Annotated in this window: 19 protein-coding genes; 13 read left to right on the top strand and 6 right to left on the bottom strand. The window is 67.6% G+C overall.

Features of this window, described 5'->3' with window-relative positions:
* Positions 1-5 precede the first annotated feature (5 nt).
* The 6 genes from AC07XS_RS07500 to AC07XS_RS07475 all read left to right on the top strand — a co-directional run bounded on the left by AC07XS_RS07500 (position 6) and on the right by AC07XS_RS07475 (position 6,049).
* Complete coding sequence (locus AC07XS_RS07500) at positions 6-230, top strand: YdcH family protein (RefSeq protein ID WP_054765420.1); 225 nt, start codon at positions 6-8, stop codon at positions 228-230.
* Positions 231-297: 67 nt separating this feature from the next.
* Positions 298-918 (top strand): SAM-dependent methyltransferase, encoded by a 621-nt coding sequence (locus tag AC07XS_RS07495; protein ID WP_182713926.1) that lies wholly within the window; start codon positions 298-300, stop codon positions 916-918.
* Positions 919-1,075: 157 nt separating this feature from the next.
* Entirely contained in the window at positions 1,076-1,708 is a 633-nt protein-coding gene (locus AC07XS_RS07490) for a M23 family metallopeptidase (protein WP_182713925.1), read from the top strand.
* A gap of 70 nt (positions 1,709-1,778) precedes the next feature.
* Positions 1,779-3,665, top strand: a complete 1,887-nt coding sequence (locus tag AC07XS_RS07485) for a CocE/NonD family hydrolase (protein WP_182713924.1) — start codon at positions 1,779-1,781, stop codon at positions 3,663-3,665.
* A 75-nt stretch (positions 3,666-3,740) separates the two neighbouring features.
* Entirely contained in the window at positions 3,741-4,691 is a 951-nt protein-coding gene (locus AC07XS_RS07480; RefSeq protein ID WP_054765416.1) for an ABC transporter ATP-binding protein, read from the top strand.
* Complete coding sequence (locus tag AC07XS_RS07475; RefSeq protein WP_182713923.1) at positions 4,688-6,049, top strand: ABC transporter permease; 1,362 nt, start codon at positions 4,688-4,690, stop codon at positions 6,047-6,049. Before AC07XS_RS07480 ends, AC07XS_RS07475 begins: the two co-directional genes overlap by 4 nt.
* A gap of 112 nt (positions 6,050-6,161) precedes the next feature.
* Here the strand turns inward: AC07XS_RS07475 and rpsU are convergent, their stop codons facing one another.
* Positions 6,162-6,404, bottom strand: a complete 243-nt coding sequence (rpsU, locus tag AC07XS_RS07470) for a 30S ribosomal protein S21 (RefSeq protein ID WP_087120183.1) — start codon at positions 6,402-6,404, stop codon at positions 6,162-6,164.
* Positions 6,405-6,592: 188 nt separating this feature from the next.
* On the opposite strand from rpsU, the gene AC07XS_RS07465 reads away from it, so the two are divergent.
* A complete protein-coding gene (locus AC07XS_RS07465; protein WP_152949918.1) occupies positions 6,593-7,240 on the top strand; it encodes a COQ9 family protein in 648 nt (215 codons plus the stop codon).
* A gap of 96 nt (positions 7,241-7,336) precedes the next feature.
* Complete coding sequence (locus tag AC07XS_RS07460; RefSeq protein WP_182713922.1) at positions 7,337-7,666, top strand: DUF7709 family protein; 330 nt, start codon at positions 7,337-7,339, stop codon at positions 7,664-7,666.
* A gap of 24 nt (positions 7,667-7,690) precedes the next feature.
* On the opposite strand, the gene AC07XS_RS07455 is transcribed toward AC07XS_RS07460, so the two are convergent.
* Together AC07XS_RS07455 and purE are read right to left on the bottom strand one after the other, a co-directional pair.
* Positions 7,691-8,773 carry a 5-(carboxyamino)imidazole ribonucleotide synthase gene (locus AC07XS_RS07455; protein ID WP_182713921.1) on the bottom strand — a complete coding sequence of 361 codons (1,083 nt, stop codon included), beginning with the start codon at positions 8,771-8,773 and terminating at the stop codon, positions 7,691-7,693.
* Positions 8,774-9,265, bottom strand: a complete 492-nt coding sequence (gene purE, locus AC07XS_RS07450; protein ID WP_152949906.1) for a 5-(carboxyamino)imidazole ribonucleotide mutase — start codon at positions 9,263-9,265, stop codon at positions 8,774-8,776.
* 178 nt (positions 9,266-9,443) lie between these two features.
* Between purE and AC07XS_RS07445 the strand changes: the two genes are divergently transcribed.
* Positions 9,444-10,007: a GGDEF domain-containing protein gene (locus tag AC07XS_RS07445; protein WP_054765410.1), complete on the top strand. Its 564-nt coding sequence runs from the start codon at positions 9,444-9,446 to the stop codon at positions 10,005-10,007.
* Positions 10,008-10,029: 22 nt separating this feature from the next.
* Here the strand turns inward: AC07XS_RS07445 and AC07XS_RS07440 are convergent, their stop codons facing one another.
* From AC07XS_RS07440 to AC07XS_RS07430, 3 genes are all read right to left on the bottom strand, one after another.
* Positions 10,030-11,835: an autotransporter domain-containing protein gene (locus AC07XS_RS07440; RefSeq protein ID WP_182713920.1), complete on the bottom strand. Its 1,806-nt coding sequence runs from the start codon at positions 11,833-11,835 to the stop codon at positions 10,030-10,032.
* A gap of 112 nt (positions 11,836-11,947) precedes the next feature.
* On the bottom strand, positions 11,948-13,840 hold the full coding sequence (gene serA / locus AC07XS_RS07435) for a phosphoglycerate dehydrogenase (protein ID WP_182713919.1): 1,893 nt from the start codon (positions 13,838-13,840) through the stop codon (positions 11,948-11,950).
* Positions 13,841-13,961: 121 nt separating this feature from the next.
* Positions 13,962-14,627, bottom strand: a complete 666-nt coding sequence (locus AC07XS_RS07430; protein WP_227975895.1) for a YtxH domain-containing protein — start codon at positions 14,625-14,627, stop codon at positions 13,962-13,964.
* A gap of 169 nt (positions 14,628-14,796) precedes the next feature.
* Here AC07XS_RS07430 and AC07XS_RS07425 point away from each other — a divergent pair, with 169 nt between their 5' ends.
* The 4 genes from AC07XS_RS07425 to hfaB all read left to right on the top strand — a co-directional run bounded on the left by AC07XS_RS07425 (position 14,797) and on the right by hfaB (position 18,025).
* A complete protein-coding gene (locus tag AC07XS_RS07425) occupies positions 14,797-15,720 on the top strand; it encodes an Hsp33 family molecular chaperone (protein ID WP_054766903.1) in 924 nt (307 codons plus the stop codon).
* Between the two features lie 74 nt (positions 15,721-15,794).
* Entirely contained in the window at positions 15,795-16,493 is a 699-nt protein-coding gene (locus tag AC07XS_RS07420) for a hypothetical protein (RefSeq protein ID WP_182713918.1), read from the top strand.
* Between the two features lie 60 nt (positions 16,494-16,553).
* Positions 16,554-16,991, top strand: a complete 438-nt coding sequence (hfaA, locus tag AC07XS_RS07415) for a holdfast anchoring protein HfaA (protein ID WP_182713917.1) — start codon at positions 16,554-16,556, stop codon at positions 16,989-16,991.
* A 131-nt stretch (positions 16,992-17,122) separates the two neighbouring features.
* Positions 17,123-18,025 carry a holdfast anchoring protein HfaB gene (gene hfaB, locus AC07XS_RS07410; protein WP_182713916.1) on the top strand — a complete coding sequence of 301 codons (903 nt, stop codon included), beginning with the start codon at positions 17,123-17,125 and terminating at the stop codon, positions 18,023-18,025.
* Positions 18,026-18,032: the final 7 nt, after the last annotated feature.

Here is an 18,032-nt window from a genome sequence, read left to right as displayed (position 1 = left end):
GCACGATGAACGACGATGTGCCGGACATCACCGAGGAAGAAGCGGCGCTTCACGCCCGCGTCAAATTGCTGCGCCAGGAGCACGCCGACCTCTCGGCCTCGATCGACGCCCTGTCCGAGGCGGCCGTGCCTGATCAACTGCTGATCGCCAGGCTGAAGCGCAAGAAGCTGGCGCTGAAGGACGAGATCGTCAAAATCGAGGATCAGATCCTGCCGGACATCATCGCCTAAGGCCCAGTGGCTTGGGTTGCGCCGAACGGTCGCAAATGATAGCCATTCGCAGGAATGGAGGCCGATCATGGCGACCTTGAGTGACGGCTGGGACGCCCGCTATGCGGCGACCGCCGACTATGTTTTCGGCACGGCGCCCAGCCAGTTCGTGGTGACGCACGCCGACCGGCTGAAGCCCCGCAGTCGGATTCTGACGCCCGCCGACGGCGAGGGCAGGAACGCCGTCTATCTGGCCCGACTCGGCCACCAGGTGACCGCCACCGACATCTCGCCGGCCGCGCAGGACAAGGCAAAACGCCTGGCCGCCCGCGAGGGGGTCGAGGTGGATTTTCAGATCCAGGACCTCGAGGGGTGGACCTGGCCGGACGCGGCCTATGACGCCGTGGCGGCGGTCTTTATCCAGTTCGCGCCACCCGACTTCCGTGCGGCGATCTTTGAGGGAATGAAGCGGTCGGTGAAGCCGGGCGGCCTGATCCTGTTGCACGGCTATACGCCGCGCCAGCTGGACTACGGCACCGGGGGGCCTTCCCAGGTCGAACAGCTCTACACCCCTGAACTGCTGGAGGCGGCGTTCGGCGATTTCGGGATCGAGCATTTGCGCGCCTATGAGGCCGATCTGGACGAAGGGGCCGGCCACAGGGGCCGTTCGGCCCTGATCGACCTGGTCGCTCGACGCCCGCTGGATTAGGCCCAGCCCCATCCCGGCCCGATCAGGGTCCAAAAGTCGCCCCAGCCTAGGAGCATAAGCGCCGCTTCCAGGAGCATGACGGTTTCGAACGCGCCCGCGCGTGTCGCTCCATGCTCCGGCTCAATCCAGAGCCTGTCCAAGCTGGAGACGCCGCCGAATGCGACGCCTGCTGACCGACGCGCCCCTGGCGCGTTGCAAAAGCCTATTGATCCACGGCGGCCAGACCGCCGCCTTTGCGACCGTGGCCCTGCTGGCCGCCGCCGCCGCCCCCGGCGTGACGCGCGAAACGGCGCCGACAGTTGCGGCCGAGCCCGTCGCCCCGCCGGTGAAGGCTCAGGTCGAAAATGCCGGGCCGGTGATGCGGGAGATCGGGTTTTCCGCCCCCGTGCGCGGCTATGCGATCAACTCCCCCTTCGGCCTGCGCAAGCTGGCGATCGAGGCCCGCGCCCGCGCGCACAAGGGCGTGGACATCGCCGCGCCAAAGGGAACGTCGGTCTTCACCGCTGCAGAGGGTCGGATCGTCCGCACCGGCTATGAGGCCGGGGGCTACGGCGCCTTCATCGAGGTGCGCCATCCGAACGGCCTCAGCACCCTTTACGGCCACCTCAGCCGCATTGATGTGGGCAGCGGCGATCTGGTGACGAGCGGACAGCGAATCGGCCTGGTCGGCTCGACCGGCTATTCGACAGGCCCCCATCTGCATTTCGAAGTGCGCCGCAGCGGCGCCCAGGTGAACCCGGCCAAGATCGTGGGCCGCCATTTCAAGGTGGCGGTCAAGGCGAAGGACTGATCCCGGCGAAAGATTGCCGCGCCCTTCTTTGCAGCCTAACCTTCTGCAAGCTTTTTGGAGGGGCATCATCATGAACAGAATCGTCGCCGCCGTCGTCGCGGCCGTACTGGCGGCTACGCCCGCCGCGGTCGCCGCCCAGGACTATGGCCGGTACAGCGATGCGGCCGCCCAGACCGAACTGTCCCGCATCGCCGATGTGCAGATGGCGGTCATGATGCCGATGCGCGACGGAGTCGGACTGGCCACCAACATCTATCGGCCCAAGAACGCCCAGGGACCCCTGCCGACCGTCTTCATCCGCACTCCCTATAATGAGCTGGCCTATAACCCCCGCACCACCCGCAGCGCCCTGACCTGGGTCAGCCGCGGCTATGCCCTGGTCATTCAGAACGAGCGGGGGCGCTATTTCTCGGGCGGGGACTATCAGATCCTGGGCTATCCCCAGACCGACGGCTATGACGCCCTGAGCTGGATCGCGGCTCAGCCCTGGTCGAACGGCAAGGTCGGCACCCTGGGCTGCTCGTCTTCGGCCGAATGGCAGCTGGCGCTGGCGGCCCAGAACCATCCCGCCCATGCGGCCATGGTCCCCCAGGCGTCGGGCGCGGGAATCGGCAAGGTCGGGCGGTTCCAGGAACAGGGCAACTGGTACACCGGCGGCGTGCCGCGCAATCTTTTCTTCGTCTGGCTGTACGGTGTCGACAATCCGCTTCGCGCCCAGATCCCGGCGGAGACGGACCAGGAGACCCGCGCCCGCATCGTCCGCTACAACGACTTGGACGCCAAGAAGCCCGAGGTGAACTGGCCCAGCCAGATCCGCCATCTGCCGGTCGATGAAATGCTGAAGGACCTGGGCGAGCCGCCCGCGACCTTCGAGGAACTGATCGCCCGCACGCCCGCCGACCCGGCCTGGCGCGAGGGCGGCCTCTATCACGACGACATGGGCTGGGGCGTGCCGGCCCTGTGGTTCAACAGCTGGTACGACGTCTCCATCGGGCCGAACATGGAGCTGTTCAATCACGCTCGCTCGACCCCCCAGGACCGCGAGGCAGCCGAGAACCAGTATGTGGTGGTGGGGCCGAACAATCACTGCGCCTTCGCCGGGCTGAAGGCCGGGTTCCGCTCTGGCGATCGCGACCTGGGCGACGCCAGTTTCGACGCGGACGGCCTGGTCCTGGCCTGGTTCGACCGCTGGCTGAAGGGCGAGCGCCGCGCCTTCCCCGACAGCACCCCGCATGTCCAATATTTCAACATGGGCCAGAACGAATGGCGCACCGCCGCCCAGTGGCCGCCGGCCGGCGTCCAGACCGTGCGGATGTATCTGCGATCCGGCGGGGCGGCCAACAGTCTGAACGGCGACGGCCGGCTGAGCCCCGAGGCGCCGCCGGCGGGCGAACAGGCCGACCGCTATCGCTATGATCCGATGAACCCGGTCCAGACCATCGGCGGCGGCGACTGCTGCAACGGCGGGCTGGTCACGGCCGGCGCCTTTGACCAGCGTCAGATCGAGGCGCGCAACGACGTGCTGGTCTATACCTCGGAGCCGCTGACCGAGCCGATGCAGGTGACGGGCTTCGTCGATGCGGTGCTGAAGGTGTCGTCATCGGCGCCCGACACCGACTTCGCGGTCAAGCTGGTGGATGTGGCGCCGGATGGGACGGCCTATATCCTGGGCGACACCATCATGCGAGCCCGCTATCGCACCGGCTACGACCGGCCCACCCCCCTGACGCCCGGCCAGATCGCGACGGTGCAGCCCACGCCGATCACCATCAGCAACACCTTCCAGCCGGGCCACCGCATCCGGGTCGAGGTGACCAGCTCCAACTTCCCGAAATTCGTCCGCAATCTGAACACCGGCGGGCCGAACGAAAGCGAGACCCAGGGCCGGGTCGCCGACAACGCCCTGCATCACGCCGGAGACGACGCCTCCTACATCGACCTGCCCGTCCTGAAATAGGGCGACGGGGCGGAAGCGGCTGGCCTGAACCGCTTCCGCCTTGCTAGGCTGGCTGCAATCATAAGGGGAGACGGAATGACGGCTGCGTTGACGCTGGAAAGCGTGAGCAAGCGGTACGGCGGTTTCGACGCCGTGCGCGACCTGAGCTTCGAAGTGCCCAAGGGCTCGATCTGCGGCTTTCTGGGGCCGAACGGGGCGGGCAAGACCTCAACCCTGCGGATGATCCTGGGGCTGCAACCGGCGACCTCGGGCCGGATCGACATCCTGGGCGCGCCGGACGGGCGGCTGGTCCGCGACCGGATCGGCTTCCTGCCTGAGGAGCGCGGTCTCTACAAGAAGATGACCCCGGTGGAGGCCATCGCCTTCTTCGGCGCCCTGAAGGGCCTCCCCTCCCACGAAGGCAAGAAGCGCGCGAGGCAGTTGCTGGAGCAGCAGGGCCTGGGCGCGGCGCAGAAGAAGAAGATGAAGGAGTTGTCCAAGGGGATGGCTCAGAAGGTTCAGTTGATCGCCGCCGTGGTGCACCGGCCCGAGTTCGTCATCCTGGACGAGCCCTTCTCAGGCCTCGATCCGATGAACCAGCAGGGGCTGGAGGAGATGATCCGCGGCCTGGCGGCGGACGGGGCGACGGTCCTGTTCTCGACCCATGTGATGCAGCATGCCGAACGGCTGTGCGACAAGGTGGTGCTGCTGGCCAAGGGGCGTAAGGCGTTCGAAGGCACGGTCGAGGAGGCCAAGGCCACCTCCCCCCGCGTCCTGGACCTGGAAGGCGCCATCTCGCCCGAGGCGGCCGGCGCCCTGCCCGGCGTGGCGGGGGTCGAGACCCTGTCCGATCAGGACGGGGTGCGCCGACTGAAGATCGTGCTGGCGGCCGGCGCGGGGGGCCAAGACACGCTGAAGGCCGCCTTCCTGAGCGGGCTGGACGTCCGGGGCTTCGCCCTGAAGGAACCGACCCTGCATGACGCCTTCATCGGCCTGACCGGCGACAATCCCGATCAACCCGCCGTCCGCGCGGAGGCGGTCCAATGAAACGCACCCTGCTGATCGCCCGCCGCGAATATGTCGCCTACGCCAAGACCGTGGGCTTTTGGCTGTCGCTTCTGGCCTTTCCGATGTTCGCCGTCCTGGGCGGGGGCATCCCCCTGCTGATCCGCTCGGCGGAACCGATCAAGGTAGTGACGGTGATCGAGGACGGTCCGGCGGCGACCGGCCTGGCCGCCGAGGTGCGCGCCGCCCTTCAGGAAGAGAAGGACCGTCTGGCGGAGCGGGTGCAGGAAGCAGCCCAGAAGGGCCAGGCCGCGGCCGGCCGCGCCGCCGCCTCCATCAGCGGTCCGAAGATGCGGCTGATCGACGCCCCGCCCGCCCTCACCGTCGCGGCGCCCGGCGCCGCACGTGAGGCGGCCTTGCGCGAGGTGCTGGACAAGGATGCGTCCAAGGACCGGCGCGTGGACGCCGTGGTCTTCTTGAGCCGCGTCGACGGCAAGCCCCAGGCCCAGGTCTGGACCGCGCGGGCCATGGACAATGACGTCGCCGACTTCGTCCGCAACGCCCTGCGGACCGGCTATCGCGACCAGGCCCTGACCGCTGCAGGCGTCGCCCCGTCCCTGGTCGAGCAGATCGAATCCTTCAAGCCCGAGGTGAAGGCCTTTTCGCCCAACGCCGCCAGCGGGGGCGAGGTGTCGATGCGTGATCGAATTCCGGCCTTCATCGGCCTGGGCGCCGGCTTCCTGCTCTGGTCGCTGGTGATCACCGGCGCCTCCATCCTGCTGAACAGCGTGATGGAGGAGAAGTCGAACAAGATTCTGGAGGTGCTGCTGTCCTCGGCCTCCGCCTCGGAAATCCTGACGGGCAAGGTTCTGGGGGTGGCGATGCTGACCTTGACGGTGCTGGCGGTCTGGGCGGGAATCGGAACCTCGGTGCTGACGTCGGCCTCGCCCGATACGGCGGCGACGATCGGCCAGGTGCTGTTGGACGGCGGCCTGGTCTTCTATTTCATCGCCTATATGGTCGGCGGCTATCTGATGTACGCCGTGCTGTTCGCGGCCATCGGCGCCTTCTGCGAGACGCCGCGCGACGCCCAGACCCTGATGGGGCCGATCATGATGATCCTGGTCGTGCCGATCCTGGTCATGCAGATGGCCCTGACCAGCCCTGATGCGCCGGTGGTGAAGGTCCTGTCGTGGATACCCTTCTTCACCCCCTTCCTGATGAGCGCGCGGGCGCCCAGCGATCCGCCCCTGATCGAGGTCGTTCTGACCTTGATCGGCATGTTCGCCACCGCCGCCCTGATGGTCTGGATCGCTGGCCGCGCCTTCCGCGCCGGCGCCCTGTCAGACGTGAAGCTGAGCTGGAAGACGTTCGGACGGGCGGTGACGGGACGGGGATGAGGCGCCGCCTCCTCTCCGCCTCGCACCACGGAGGCGACAAGAAAAAGGCCGCTTCCCGAGGGAAGCGGCCTTTGATCTTTCGGCCTACGCCTGAGCCCTTTCGGGCTGAGCCTTAGCGGCCGCCGGGGACGCGCGGCTTGGGCGCAGGCAGCAGGCCTTCGCGTTGGGCGCGCTTGCGGGCCAGCTTGCGGGCGCGACGGACGGCCTCGGCCTTTTGGCGGGCGCGCTTTTCCGAAGGCTTTTCGTAGTGCACGTGGCGCTTCATTTCACGGAAGCTGCCTTCGCGCTGCATCTTCTTCTTGAGGGCTTTCAGCGCTTGATCGACGTTGTTGTCGCGGACGAAAATCTGAACCAGGGGTATCTCTCCTTTGGCCGCCCGCCGCGTCCTTTCGAAGGGAGACGGGCAGACAAATAAAATCCTCTCCCGGGAGCGAGGCTCTCGGATGAAGGCGGGCTGATACACGAGCCCGCCGCGTCTGTCCAGTTCGTCGCAACCATTCTTCCAGGCTCGAAACCCCGAAAAGACGGGCGTATGATCCGCCAATGACACAGACCGACGATTGGGCCGATCAGACCGAACAGACCGTGCTGGACGCCGCCGTCGCCCGCGCCCCCGCCCTGGGCTGGAACGCCCGATTGGTCCGGGAGGCGTGCGAAGCCTGCGGCCTCTCGGTGGGGGATGAGGAACTGCTGCTGCCCAACGGCGCGCGGGATCTGGCGGCCCTGCTGTCGCGCCGCCACGACGCGCGCGCCCTGGAGGCCCTGGGCGCCGTCGATCCCAAGTCGCTGAAGATTCGCGAGCGAATCGCCCGCGCCGTGTCCGAACGGATGGAGGCCGGCGCCGCCGATCTGGAGGCGACGCGCCGCTGCGCCGCCTTCCTGGCCCTGCCGACCAACACCGATCTGGGGCTGAAGCTGGCGTGGGAGACGGCCGACCATCTGTGGCGCTGGGCTGGGGATGAATCGACCGACTGGAACCACTATTCGAAGCGGACCATCCTGTCGGGCATACTGATTCCCGCCCTGACGATGCGCTGGTTCGACGGCAGCGAGGCGGCGGAAGCCTTTGTCGCTCGCCGCATCGAAAACGTCATGGCCTTCGAAAAGTGGAAGGCGGGGAAGGATTTCGAGGCGCCGTTCCGCAAGGTGACGGATGTGCTGAGTCGCATCCGTTATGGGGCGCGAGGTTAGGCGCTCGTCTCGCCGCTTTCGCTCCTTTGTCGCTGCGCAGCGTTGCATTCGAGACGGGTGAGCGCCAGCTAAGCTTCAGTCCCAGGAGCGATGCGCATGGCCGACGAGATTCTTCACACGACCGCCTTGAACGCGATCAACCAGAAGCTTGTGGCGGATGGGGAACGCCTGCCCGCTGTGAAGTTGAAGGACGGCAGCACGGTCCAGACCGGCACGGTCGCCACCATGTTGCTCAACATCGAACATTATAATCAGGGCGCACGGGGCGATGTGGAGCGCCAGTTGGAACTGGCCGTGCCCACACTGGCCAAGATCGGCCTGTTCGACCTGTTCAGCCCGCACGAATGGTGCGCCGGCGACAATCCGGGACGAGCCTTCGTCGGGCGACTGGCGCTGGCTCACATCGTCGACGAATCGGGTCGCTGACCGAAGCGATCGCCACAGACGGCCTCAGACCGTCCCCAACACCCGGTTCACATGGGCCATCTTGCGGCCCGGTCGGGCCTCGGCCTTGCCGTAGAGGTGCAGCCGTTCATCGGCCTTGGCCGACAGGGCGCGCCATTGATCGACCTCGTCGCCCAGCAGATTCTTCATCTCGATCCGGGCATGGGCCGCCGTGGGGCCGAGGGGCCAGCCGGCCACCGCGCGGATATGCTGTTCGAACTGGTCACAGACGCAGCCGTCCTGAGTCCAGTGGCCGGTATTGTGGACGCGCGGGGCGATCTCATTGACCAGCAGAACGTCGTCTCCGAGGTCGAACAGCTCGACCCCGATCACGCCCACATAGTCCAGACCGTCCAGGATCGCCTCGGCGATGGCGCGGGCGCGCACCTGGGTCTTTTCGTCGACGGCGGCGGGGGCCAGGGTCGTGCGCAGCACCCCGCCCTCGTGCCGGTTCTCGCCCAGCGGATAGACCGCCATATGACCGTCCCAGTCGCGCGCGGCGATGACCGACAGTTCGCGCACGAAGGTCGCCCTGGCCTCCAGGATCGCCGGACGGCCGCCCAGGCTTTCCAATGCGGCGGGCGCGTCTTCGATCGCGTGAATCCAGACCTGGCCCTTGCCGTCATAACCTTCGCGCCGGGTCTTCAGCAGGGCGGGCAGGCCCAGTTCAGTCAGGCCGATGACCAAGTCGTCCAACGTATCGACCACGGCGAAATCCACCGTCGGGGCGCCGACGGCGTTCAGGAAGGTCTTTTCGTCCACCCGGTCCTGCGACACGCGAAGCGCCGTCGGCCCCGGCGCGACCAGGGCGCCGGCCTCGGCCAGCCGCTCGATGGAGGCGGCCGGCACATTCTCGAACTCGAAGGTCACGACGTCGGCGGCGCGGCCGAGCGCCGTCAGGGCCTCGGGATCGTCATAGGCGGCGACGATCTGGCTATGGGACACGCGGCCCGCAGGGCTGTTCGGTTCCGGATCCAGGATCACGACGTCGAAGCCCAGGCGCGAGGCGGCCTGGCTCAGCATCCGACCCAGCTGTCCTCCGCCGAGGATGCCGAGGGTGGAGCCTGGGGGAAGCGGAAGCTGGGGCACTCAGTCCTCGACGGTTTCGGCGACGGAATCGGTCAGGGCGGCCCGGAAGGCGGCGAGGCGCTGGGCCAGGGCTTCATCCGACAGGGCCAGGATCTGGGCAGCGAGGATGCCGGCGTTGGCGGCGCCCGCCTCGCCGATGGCCAATGTGGCGACCGGGACGCCGGCCGGCATCTGCACGATCGACAGCAGACTATCCATGCCCTTCAGGGCCTTGGACTGAACCGGGACGCCCAGCACCGGCAGGTCCGTCATCGAGGCGGCCATGCCCGGCAGATGGGCGGCGCCCCCGGCTCCGGCGATAATGACCTTGAAGCCCGCCGCCTTGGCGCCGGTGGAGAACTCGACCAGTCGCTGCGGGGTGCGGTGGGCGCTGACGACCTTGGCCGTCCAGGCGACGCCCAGCTGATCCAGCTTGTCGGCGGCCAGCTTCATCGTCGGCCAGTCCGAACGGCTGCCCATGATGATTGCCACCGGCGTTGCGGAAGTCGCCATAGTTCAAGGCCCCTCGCGGAAAGGCGCCCGTTACAGCACACGGGGCGCCGCCGCAACCGAACAGCGCCGGTTCATCGCCGGAATCCGCGCCGCGCCGCCTTCAATCTCTGCCGTCCAGCCTCTAACATCGACCTATCGCGCGTCCGTCTGAGTCGCGCCGCCGGAGCCTGCCTGCGCCGTGACCGACGTGGCCGAACACGACCTGACCGCCGAGATCGCGCGCCTGCGCGCCGAGCTGGACGCCTGGAAACAGCGCGCGGCGGCGGCCGAGGCGGCGGCCGATCACGACGTCCTGACCCCGGCCCTGAACCGTCGAGGCTTCGTCGCCGCCCTACAAAGGGCCATGGCCTATTGCCAGCGGCATGAGGTGCCGGCAGTCCTGCTTTATCTGGATATGGATGGGTTCAAGGGGGTCAACGACCGCCTGGGTCACGCCGCCGGGGATGCGGCGCTGGTGGCCGTTGCGCGGATGATGATCGGCCATCTGCGGGAATCCGACGCCGTGGGCCGCCTGGGCGGTGACGAATTCGCCCTCTTGATGCTGAACGCCGGCCAGGAAGACGGGCGGGCCAAGGCGCGACAGCTGGCCGAGGCTCTGGAGACCGAAGGCTTCGTCTGGAACGGCGAACGCACCCCCCTGGGGGGCTCTTTCGGGGTCCGCGCCTGGGACGGCCATACGGACGCCGAGGTCTGGCTGACCGAGGCCGACGCCGCCATGTGGGTGCGCAAGAAGGGGCGCTGAGGCCCCTTCCCCGCCTTCCGTCCTACAGGGGCAGGCGCAGCTGGACGCCGCCCATATGGCTGTCGGCGTGTTCGCCGTAGCGACCACGATAGGCCACCGACACCTTCACAGGGCCGACCGAGCCCTCCACCCCCGCCGAGGCCAGGAACTGGCCGCCGAAGGGTTCCTCCACCTCACGCTCCAGCACCTGGGCCGGATTATTGTACAGGCCGACGCGGACCGGATCCGAACTGTCGTCCAGGGCGTCGCGATAGCCGCCCTCGGCGAACAGGGCGAAACGGCCCATCTCCGCCTCGGCCCGCAAAGCGACCTCGCCGCTGATCGCCTTCATCTCGCGGTCTTCGTACTGGTACTGGGCGGCGACGCCCTGCTCCCAATAGCCGTCGACGTCGCTGGTCGCCCAGGTGACGGCGGCGCGAGGCGACAGGGCCACGCCCCCCATCTCGAACCACATCCCGCCCTGCAGCCGCGCCCCGGTGCTGAGCGCGCGCGTCTCGGCTGTGTGAACGAGAGGCGCCAGGCTGGTGAAGCGCTTGATGTCGTCGATATTGTCGCGCGCCACCCCGACCGCCGCATTGACGAACAGGTCGCCCGAGCGCCAGCCGCCGTACAGGTCCAGGCCGAAACTTTCGACGCTGAAGGTCAGGGCTTGGCTTTCGACGTCGCTGGTGCGGGCCGTCCCGGCCATGCCGAAACGCCAATGCTCCGACGGACCGGCCTCCAGGGCGATGCGAGCGCCCCAGCCGTCGCTGGACGATTCCGTGACCGAGCCGCGCGCATCCGTCTCGACGCTGTCGACCATGGCCGAGGCGGTGATCGCCACGCCCGCCTCCCAGGCCTCGCGGCCGGACAGGGCCTCGCTGGCCGCATCCAAAGCGTCCTCCCGATGCCGGAAGGCGGTCTCGCCCTGCAAGGCCGCCTGGGAACCGATATCGCCATAATAGAGGTAGTCGGTCGCCAGTCGGGCGATGATCTGGTGCCCCGTCGCGGTCGGATGCACCCCGTCGAAGTAGAAGTAGCTGGCGGGATTCGAACAGCCCGTCACCCCGTTGAAACAGGCCTGGGTGACGTTGGTCACACCGAACTGGCCGGGATTGGCCGCCAAGGTGTCGCCGATCTTGAACAGGTCCATCATAATGATGTTGCTGCCCGGACGGGCGGCCGCCGTTGTGTTCAGGCCCGTTTGCAGGGCGGTGTTGAAGGTCGTCACCGCATAGTCGGCCAGGGGCGCGGCCGTCGTACCGCGGAACTGCGGCGTCAAACTGAGCTTGGGTAGGTTGGTCACCAGTATGGTCCCCGCCCCCGCGCCGGCGACGCTGTTGACCAGGCTGTTGACGTTGGCGGCGGCGGTCGTGGCGACCGGCGTGATGGCGGCGACCGGGTTGGACGAGGCCCCGGCGGCGGGCAGCCCCTGGAAGATGTCGTTGGCGCCGCCCAGGACGCTGACCAGATCGGTCGCGGCGAACCGTCCGCCCCGACTGGTGTAGGCGGCCAACTGGGTCAGCATGCCGGGCGGCGGGCCGGCCGACGAATCGGTGCGGGCCCCGCCGAAGGCGTAGTTGATGCTGCCGCTGACCGAACCGTTGAAGTTGACGGCGTTGAAGCCCAGCAACTCCGTAAAGACCGGGCCGGTGGAGAACCGGCCTTGATAATAGGGCGGCGACGGCGGCTGCGTGCCGCCCGAGGCCAGATAGAGATTGCCGTTGTCGCTGAGGCTGTCGCCGAAGACGACCAGGCGATTATAGGTCTGGGCCGAGGCCGAACCGGCGAAGGCGCAGGCGGCAAGCGCCAGGGCCGCGGCGGCGGCGCCGTTGAGATAGCGTGACATATGTTCCTCCCACAGCCGTCTGTGTCGCGGCCGTTAAGCCGGAGGATGCGCCACTCTGCGCAGAGCGCAAGATGCCGTTACGTCAGTATCCGGCGGAATATGTCGGAAACGCCTAATGCAGGGTGCGGAACTTCAGGGTGCCGGGCACCGTCTTCAACGTCCGCAGGCCCTCGGGATCATAGTCCCGGTCCACGTCGGTGATGACATAGCCGGTGCGCTCGTCCGTCTTCAGATGCTGCCCCAGGATGTTGAGCCCCGCCGCCGCCAGGGCCCGGTTCAGCTCGGCCAGGACGCCCGGCTGGTTCCTGTGGATGTGCAGGATGCGGTGCGCGCCGGAGACCTCGGCCAGTTGCACATTCGGCAGATTGACGCTGAAGGTGGTGTCGCCCCGGTTCAGATAGCCCAGCAGACGCTCGGCCGCGAACTCGGCGATGGCTTCCTGGGCCTCCTCGGTCGAACCGCCGATGTGCGGCGTCAGGATCATGTTCTTCAGCCCCTGAAGCGGGCTTTCGAATGGGTCGGAATTGGTGCGCGGTTCTTCCGGGAAGACATCGACCGCGGCCCCGGCGATCCGGCCGGACCCCATGGCCTGGGCCAGGGCGCCGACATCGACCACATGGCCGCGCGACAGGTTCAGGAACAGCGCGCCCTCCTTCATCCGGGCGAACTGGGCCGCGCCGAAGATGTTGGAATTCTCACGCCGCCCGTCAACGTGCAGGGTCACCACGTCGCTCTCGGCCAATAGGGCGTCCAGCGACCGCATGCGCCGGGCGTTGCCCAGGGCGAGCCGTTCCGACAGGTCGTAGAACAGCACCCGCATGCCCAGGTTCTCGGCCAGCACCGACAGCTGGCTGCCGATGGCGCCGTAACCGACGATGCCCAGGGTCTTGCCGCGCAGCTCTTTCGATCCGGTCGCCGACTTGTTCCATTTTCCGACGTGCATGGCCGCAGACTTGTCGGGCACGTCGCGCATCAGGACGATCATCAGGCCGACGGCCAGTTCCACGACCGAGCGGGTGTTCGAATAGGGGGCGTTGAATACCGCCACCCCGTGATCGGCGGCGGCCTCTAAGTCGATCTGGTTGGTGCCGATGCAGAAGGCGGCGACGGCCATCAGCCGGTCGGCCTCCTCCAGCACCCGGCGGCTGACCGTGGTCTTGGAGCGGATGCCCAGCACATGTACGCCCTTGATGGCGGCGATCAGATCGTCCTCGTCCAGGGCGCCCTTCATGGTCTCGACGGAATAGCCGGCCTCCTCCAGCCGCTCGACGGCGACGGGGTGGATGTTCTCCAGCAGCAGCATCTTCATCCGGCTGCGCGGAAAGGACCAGCGGCCGGACAGGCCCTCGGCGTGCAGCACCTCGTCCAGGGATGCGGCTTCGGCGTCGGCGACCTCGATCACCGACGGACGACGCGCGACCTCGGTAAAGGCGTAGAAGGCGTCCGCCGCCCCGGCCAGCTTGACCTCGGCGTCGTTCCAGCCGTCGCCGACCATGACGACGCGACCCGACAGGTTCAGCCCGTGAATGACCGCCTGCTTGCCGTCGGCGTGGGACAGGGGATTGGCGTCGTCTACGCCCGTCACCCGCCCGTCCGCGTCATAGATCAGGTCGTTGCACAGCACCCGGTCGGGCGAAACGCCCAGCAGTTCGGCCACCGGCGCGATCACCTCGCGGAAGCCGCCGGACAGGATGACCACCCTGCCCTTGTGCTGCTGGAAGAAGTTCAGATTGCGCCGCACAGAGGCGGTCAGCCGGTCGGGCGCGCGCTCCGCCAGGGACTGCACATGGTCGCGGGTCAGGGGCAGCAGGGCCAGACGCCGACGCAGCGCCTCCCCAAAAGCGAGGTCGCCCGCCATGGCCTGATCGGTCAGGGCGGCGATCTCGGCCCGCGTCGCCTCAGCCTGGGGCGAGTCCGCCAAGGCGAGGTCGGCCAAGGCTTCCAGTGTCTCGAAATCGACCAGGGTCGAATCAAAGTCGAAGATCAGGGTGGGGCGCGCAGTCATGGAGCGCGTCTTAGCCGCCTTCGCGCCTGCGGCAAAGCCGAGGTGTGCTGAAGAAGGCGATCAGTTGCGCTTAATCCTTGCCGCCCGCCGCGATATTCCGAGCTGCGGACGGCAAGAAATCTCAGAACCGGGCGATACGGCGCACGCGGCTGTCCGGCCGGCGGCTTTCCAGAACGACGGCGCCGATCGCAGCCGCAAGGGTCGCGACGGCGAGCAAGGCCCCGCCCTCCCGTGCATGATCCCGGGCGTAGGCGCCGGCTTCATCGGCGTAGTGACGCGCCTTCTTGCCCTGTTTCTTCAGCGCCTTCTTGGAGCCCTTGCGAGTTGCGTGGAACCAGCCGTCGGCGCGGGCGCGGGCGTAACGGGCGCCGTCGGCGGCCCGGTGACGCGCTTCGCGCGACCATTCGCCGGCGCGCTCGCCAGCCCATTCCCCGGCGTCTTCGGCCCGGTGGCGGAAAGCGTCCACGGCGTCATGCAACCGGTCGCGGAGATCGGCCGTATCGACCCAGCCGCGGGGATTCATCCGCATCTTGATCCGCTCATAGCGGGTCGGGCCGCTGCGCTGCGACAGATAGATGGCCAGACCGGCGCCGACCAGAAGGGCGGCCAGGGTTCCGGCGCTGACGCCCGGATGTTTGCGAACTTCGTCCAAGGCGTTGAAGTTACGGACCATAGGATAGTGAACCTCTTCATCCAGACCGTTCGCGGTCGGGTCACGGCGCCCGCCGTCGTTCGGCCGATAGGCGGAACGGCGGTTCCGCATCAGCGAAGGAGCGAACCGCGCCAAAAACGGTTCCGCCCCACCCGACCGGATCAGATAGAAAGATGCCTGGCTTGGGCGCAGGCGCAAGCCCTTGAGGCGCGGCCGGCGGGATGTTGGGGGCGCCTCTTACCAAGCCGGTCTCGGGCGCCTAAATAGCCCCGATCCCGAAATGACGCCTTCCAAGGACCTTGCCGTGACCGATCACGCGCCCCAATCCGCTGTTTCCGACGACCTGGCCGCCGCCTTCCAGATCGAGGGCTGGCCCGTGCGCGGTCGCCTGGTTCGGCTGGGCGCGGCGATCGACACCATACTGGCCGCCCACGCCTATCCTGAGCCGGTCGCCGCCCTGCTGGGCGAAGCCTGCGCCCTGGCGGCCCTGATCGGCTCCAGCCTGAAGTTCGAAGGCCGGCTCCTGGTCCAGGCCCAGGGCGACGGGCCGGTGCGCTATGTCGTCGCCGACTATGGCACGGACGGGTCTCTGCGGGGCTATTGCCGCTATGACGAGGACGAGGTGGCGGCGGCCTCTCAGGGCTTCGCGCGGCCGGGCGCCCGGACCCTGCTGGGTCAGGGCGTTTTCATCATGACCCTGGACCGCGGTCCTGATTTCGAACGAACGCAAGGCATCACCCCGATCGAGGGCGAGAGCCTGTCCCTGTGCGCCGAACACTATTTCCAGCAGTCAGAACAGGTGCCGACCAAGGTGCGCCTGGCCGTCGGCTCAGTCCAGACCGGCGCCGGGGTCCAGTGGCGCGCCGGCGGGGCGATGATCCAGATCATCGCCGGCGACGAGACGCGCGGCTCGACCGAGGAAGTCTGGGACCGCACCCGCGCCCTGTTCGGCACCCTGGCCGACGACGAACTGATCGACCCCACCATCACGCCCGAAACCCTGCTGTTCCGCCTGTTCCACGAGGACGGGGTCCGGCTGGAGGGTGCGCGACCGCTGACGGCCGTCTGTCGGTGTTCCAAGGACCGCATCGCCTCGGTCCTGGCCTCCTTCGACCCGGCCGAACGGGCCGAAATGATCGAGGACGACGGGCGTATCCACGTCACCTGCGAATATTGCGCCACGGTCTACGCCTTGGAACCGGACGAGGTGGTGGCGGCCCAGATCTGATCGGGCATTCAGGCATGGTGTTTGCGACCTGGGGGACGGAGGACCGTCCCTCTGACCGAATTCGAGACATCGCCATGAAAACCGCCATCGCCGCCGCCGCCGCACTGGCCGCTCTGAGCGTCGCGCCTGTCGCCTTCGCCCAGACCGCCACCACGACCACCACCAGCAACACCTGCCGCCCCACCGACCCCTGCTATGACGCAGTCTGGAGCAAGTCGATCGCCAACACCCAGCGCATCGACGGCACGAACTCGATCTTGAACGCCACGGTCAACACCACAATCGGTCACGCCGCCGACACCGTGACCGCCGCCGCCACCTCCATCGGCAACAACTTCAAGGCCGAGGGCCGGTCGGTCGAATCCCTGTCTTCGCACCAAGTCTTCCAAGGCGAGGCCTACGCTACGCTGAACGCCAAGATCGGCGACGCGGCCTCGGACGTCACCCTGAACTCCAGCGCCATCGCCAACAACACGTCGGTGGACGTGGCGCAGGCGGGCCGCATCGATCTGAACCAGCAAATCCTGAACCGCGATCCGTCGGCCGTGGTCAACGCCGAGCTGGGTTCGGTCGGCGGCGATCTGACCGTCAGCGCCATCGCCGGCGGCAACATCGCCAATGTGACCGCCGACGTGGCCAACCTGTCCTCCAACCAGTTCGCCCACGCCGCGCCTCTGAACGCCGTGACGAACCTGTCGGTCGGCGCCGTCTCCGGCAAGATCGACGCCGCCGCCACGTCGATCGGCAACAGCCTGACCGTCAAGGGCTTCTGATCCTACGGCGGGACGCGGCCGCGGTCGCGTCCCGCCGTAGGATCAGGCGAGGAGACTTAAATGAGACACCGGCTGCTTGCGCTCTCCGTTCTGAGCCTTCTCGCCGCTGCAAGCGCGGTTCAGGCCCAGTCCAGCGTCGCCCAGATGGAGGCCGGATACGGTGGGGCCCGCCGCACCCTGTCCACCGCCTTCAATCCGTCCACCCGTGATGCGAACAACAACCGCGTCATCATGAACGGGGTGATCCAGGACGGTCAGGGCGGAAGCCAGATCAACGTCAACGCCAACGGCCAGACCTCCGGGGCGGACTTCTTCCGCTCCGGCGCAGACAGCTTCACGGCGGGGGCCCTGACCGCCAGTTCGACGGCGATCGGCAATCAGATCAACGTCAACGTCAACGGTTCCTGGAACACGGTGGTGCTGGATTCGACACAGATCAACAACGCCCCGATCAATGCGACCACCACAGTGACCGGACGCAACACGACCGGACAATAGGTCTTCGATCAGGGAAGGCTGGACGCCCGTCGGTTCGCCGACGGGCGTTTTCGTTTTCCGGGCGAATTTCTCGCTGGCCCGAACGGTGCGTTTCAACCGTCGAGAGACCTAAGACTGTTCAGGAACGACACATGTCGCCGATCGCCCTTCGCGCCGCCGCGCTCGTTATCGCCGCTGGTCTGGGACTGACGCCCGGCCTGGCGTCGGCTGAGACGCGCCAGAACTATGTCCCGCCGATCGGCGACGCCCCTGTCACCTCCAATCCGACTCCTTATACACCTGCCTTGACCTGCCTGGCGGAACGTGCGGCGGGGCGCCCGGCCCCGCGCATCTCGGTCGGCCGGATTTCCGACCTGACGGGGCGCGTGGATTTCGACACTGGCGCCAAAATCCCGCAGGGCGCGGCCCTGTTCGCCATCACCGCCCTGGGTAAGGCGGGCGTTCCCGTTGTCGAACGGCTGGACAATTCCGTCGCGGAGATCGAGCTGAACTACGCCCGCCAACATCTGTTGTCGGACACCCCCGAACGGGCGGGCTCCGACCCTCAGAACTTCCGCCCCATCTATGCGGGCCAGATCGCGGGGTCGCAGTACTACATCGTCGGCGGCGTCACCGAGCTGAACTACAATATCGCCTCCTCCGGTCTGAAGGCCACGGTCGGAGAGGCGGCCGCAGCCGGGGTGCGCGGCACGGCGTCCACGACCGGCTATGTGATGAACGTCGCCGTCGATCTGCGCCTGGTGGACACCCGCACACAGCAGGTGATCGACATGGCCTCTTTCCAGAAACAGGTGACTGGGCGCGACGCCAGCCTGGGGCTGGTCGGGACAGTCGGAGACTACGGCGCCAATCTGAACGGCGGACGCGGCGCCATGGAGCCTTTGCAAGCGGCGGTGCGCACGCTCGTCGAGCGGGGCGTATTTCAGCTGATCGCCAATCTTCAGGGCGGGAACGCGACCGCCGACTGTCTGAACCCGGCCGCCAATCCGTCCGGTCCGACGCTGCCGACCTACGCCGCCCTGCCCGGCTCCTGACGCTTTC

Source organism: Brevundimonas sp. GW456-12-10-14-LB3, from assembly GCF_059424365.1.
Note: the sequence above shows the minus strand (reverse complement) of the source record. Positions and strands in the feature narration are given on the sequence as shown.

Bases quoted from the DNA above. Each gene is read 5' to 3' on its own strand.
- AC07XS_RS07460 (WP_182713922.1), top strand. From the start codon at position 7,337: ATGGCCGACGAGATTCTTCACACGACCGCCTTGAACGCGATCAACCAG.
- AC07XS_RS07490 (WP_182713925.1), top strand. From the start codon at position 1,076: ATGCGACGCCTGCTGACCGACGCGCCCCTGGCGCGTTGCAAAAGCCTA.
- AC07XS_RS07480 (WP_054765416.1), top strand. From the start codon at position 3,741: ATGACGGCTGCGTTGACGCTGGAAAGCGTGAGCAAGCGGTACGGCGGT.
- AC07XS_RS07500 (WP_054765420.1), top strand. From the start codon at position 6: ATGAACGACGATGTGCCGGACATCACCGAGGAAGAAGCGGCGCTTCAC.
- AC07XS_RS07485 (WP_182713924.1), top strand. From the start codon at position 1,779: ATGAACAGAATCGTCGCCGCCGTCGTCGCGGCCGTACTGGCGGCTACG.
- serA (WP_182713919.1), bottom strand. From the start codon at position 13,840: ATGACTGCGCGCCCCACCCTGATCTTCGACTTTGATTCGACCCTGGTC.
- AC07XS_RS07475 (WP_182713923.1), top strand. From the start codon at position 4,688: ATGAAACGCACCCTGCTGATCGCCCGCCGCGAATATGTCGCCTACGCC.
- AC07XS_RS07420 (WP_182713918.1), top strand. From the start codon at position 15,795: ATGAAAACCGCCATCGCCGCCGCCGCCGCACTGGCCGCTCTGAGCGTC.
- AC07XS_RS07440 (WP_182713920.1), bottom strand. From the start codon at position 11,835: ATGTCACGCTATCTCAACGGCGCCGCCGCCGCGGCCCTGGCGCTTGCC.
- AC07XS_RS07465 (WP_152949918.1), top strand. From the start codon at position 6,593: ATGACACAGACCGACGATTGGGCCGATCAGACCGAACAGACCGTGCTG.
- hfaB (WP_182713916.1), top strand. From the start codon at position 17,123: ATGTCGCCGATCGCCCTTCGCGCCGCCGCGCTCGTTATCGCCGCTGGT.
- purE (WP_152949906.1), bottom strand. From the start codon at position 9,265: ATGGCGACTTCCGCAACGCCGGTGGCAATCATCATGGGCAGCCGTTCG.
- AC07XS_RS07495 (WP_182713926.1), top strand. From the start codon at position 298: ATGGCGACCTTGAGTGACGGCTGGGACGCCCGCTATGCGGCGACCGCC.
- hfaA (WP_182713917.1), top strand. From the start codon at position 16,554: ATGAGACACCGGCTGCTTGCGCTCTCCGTTCTGAGCCTTCTCGCCGCT.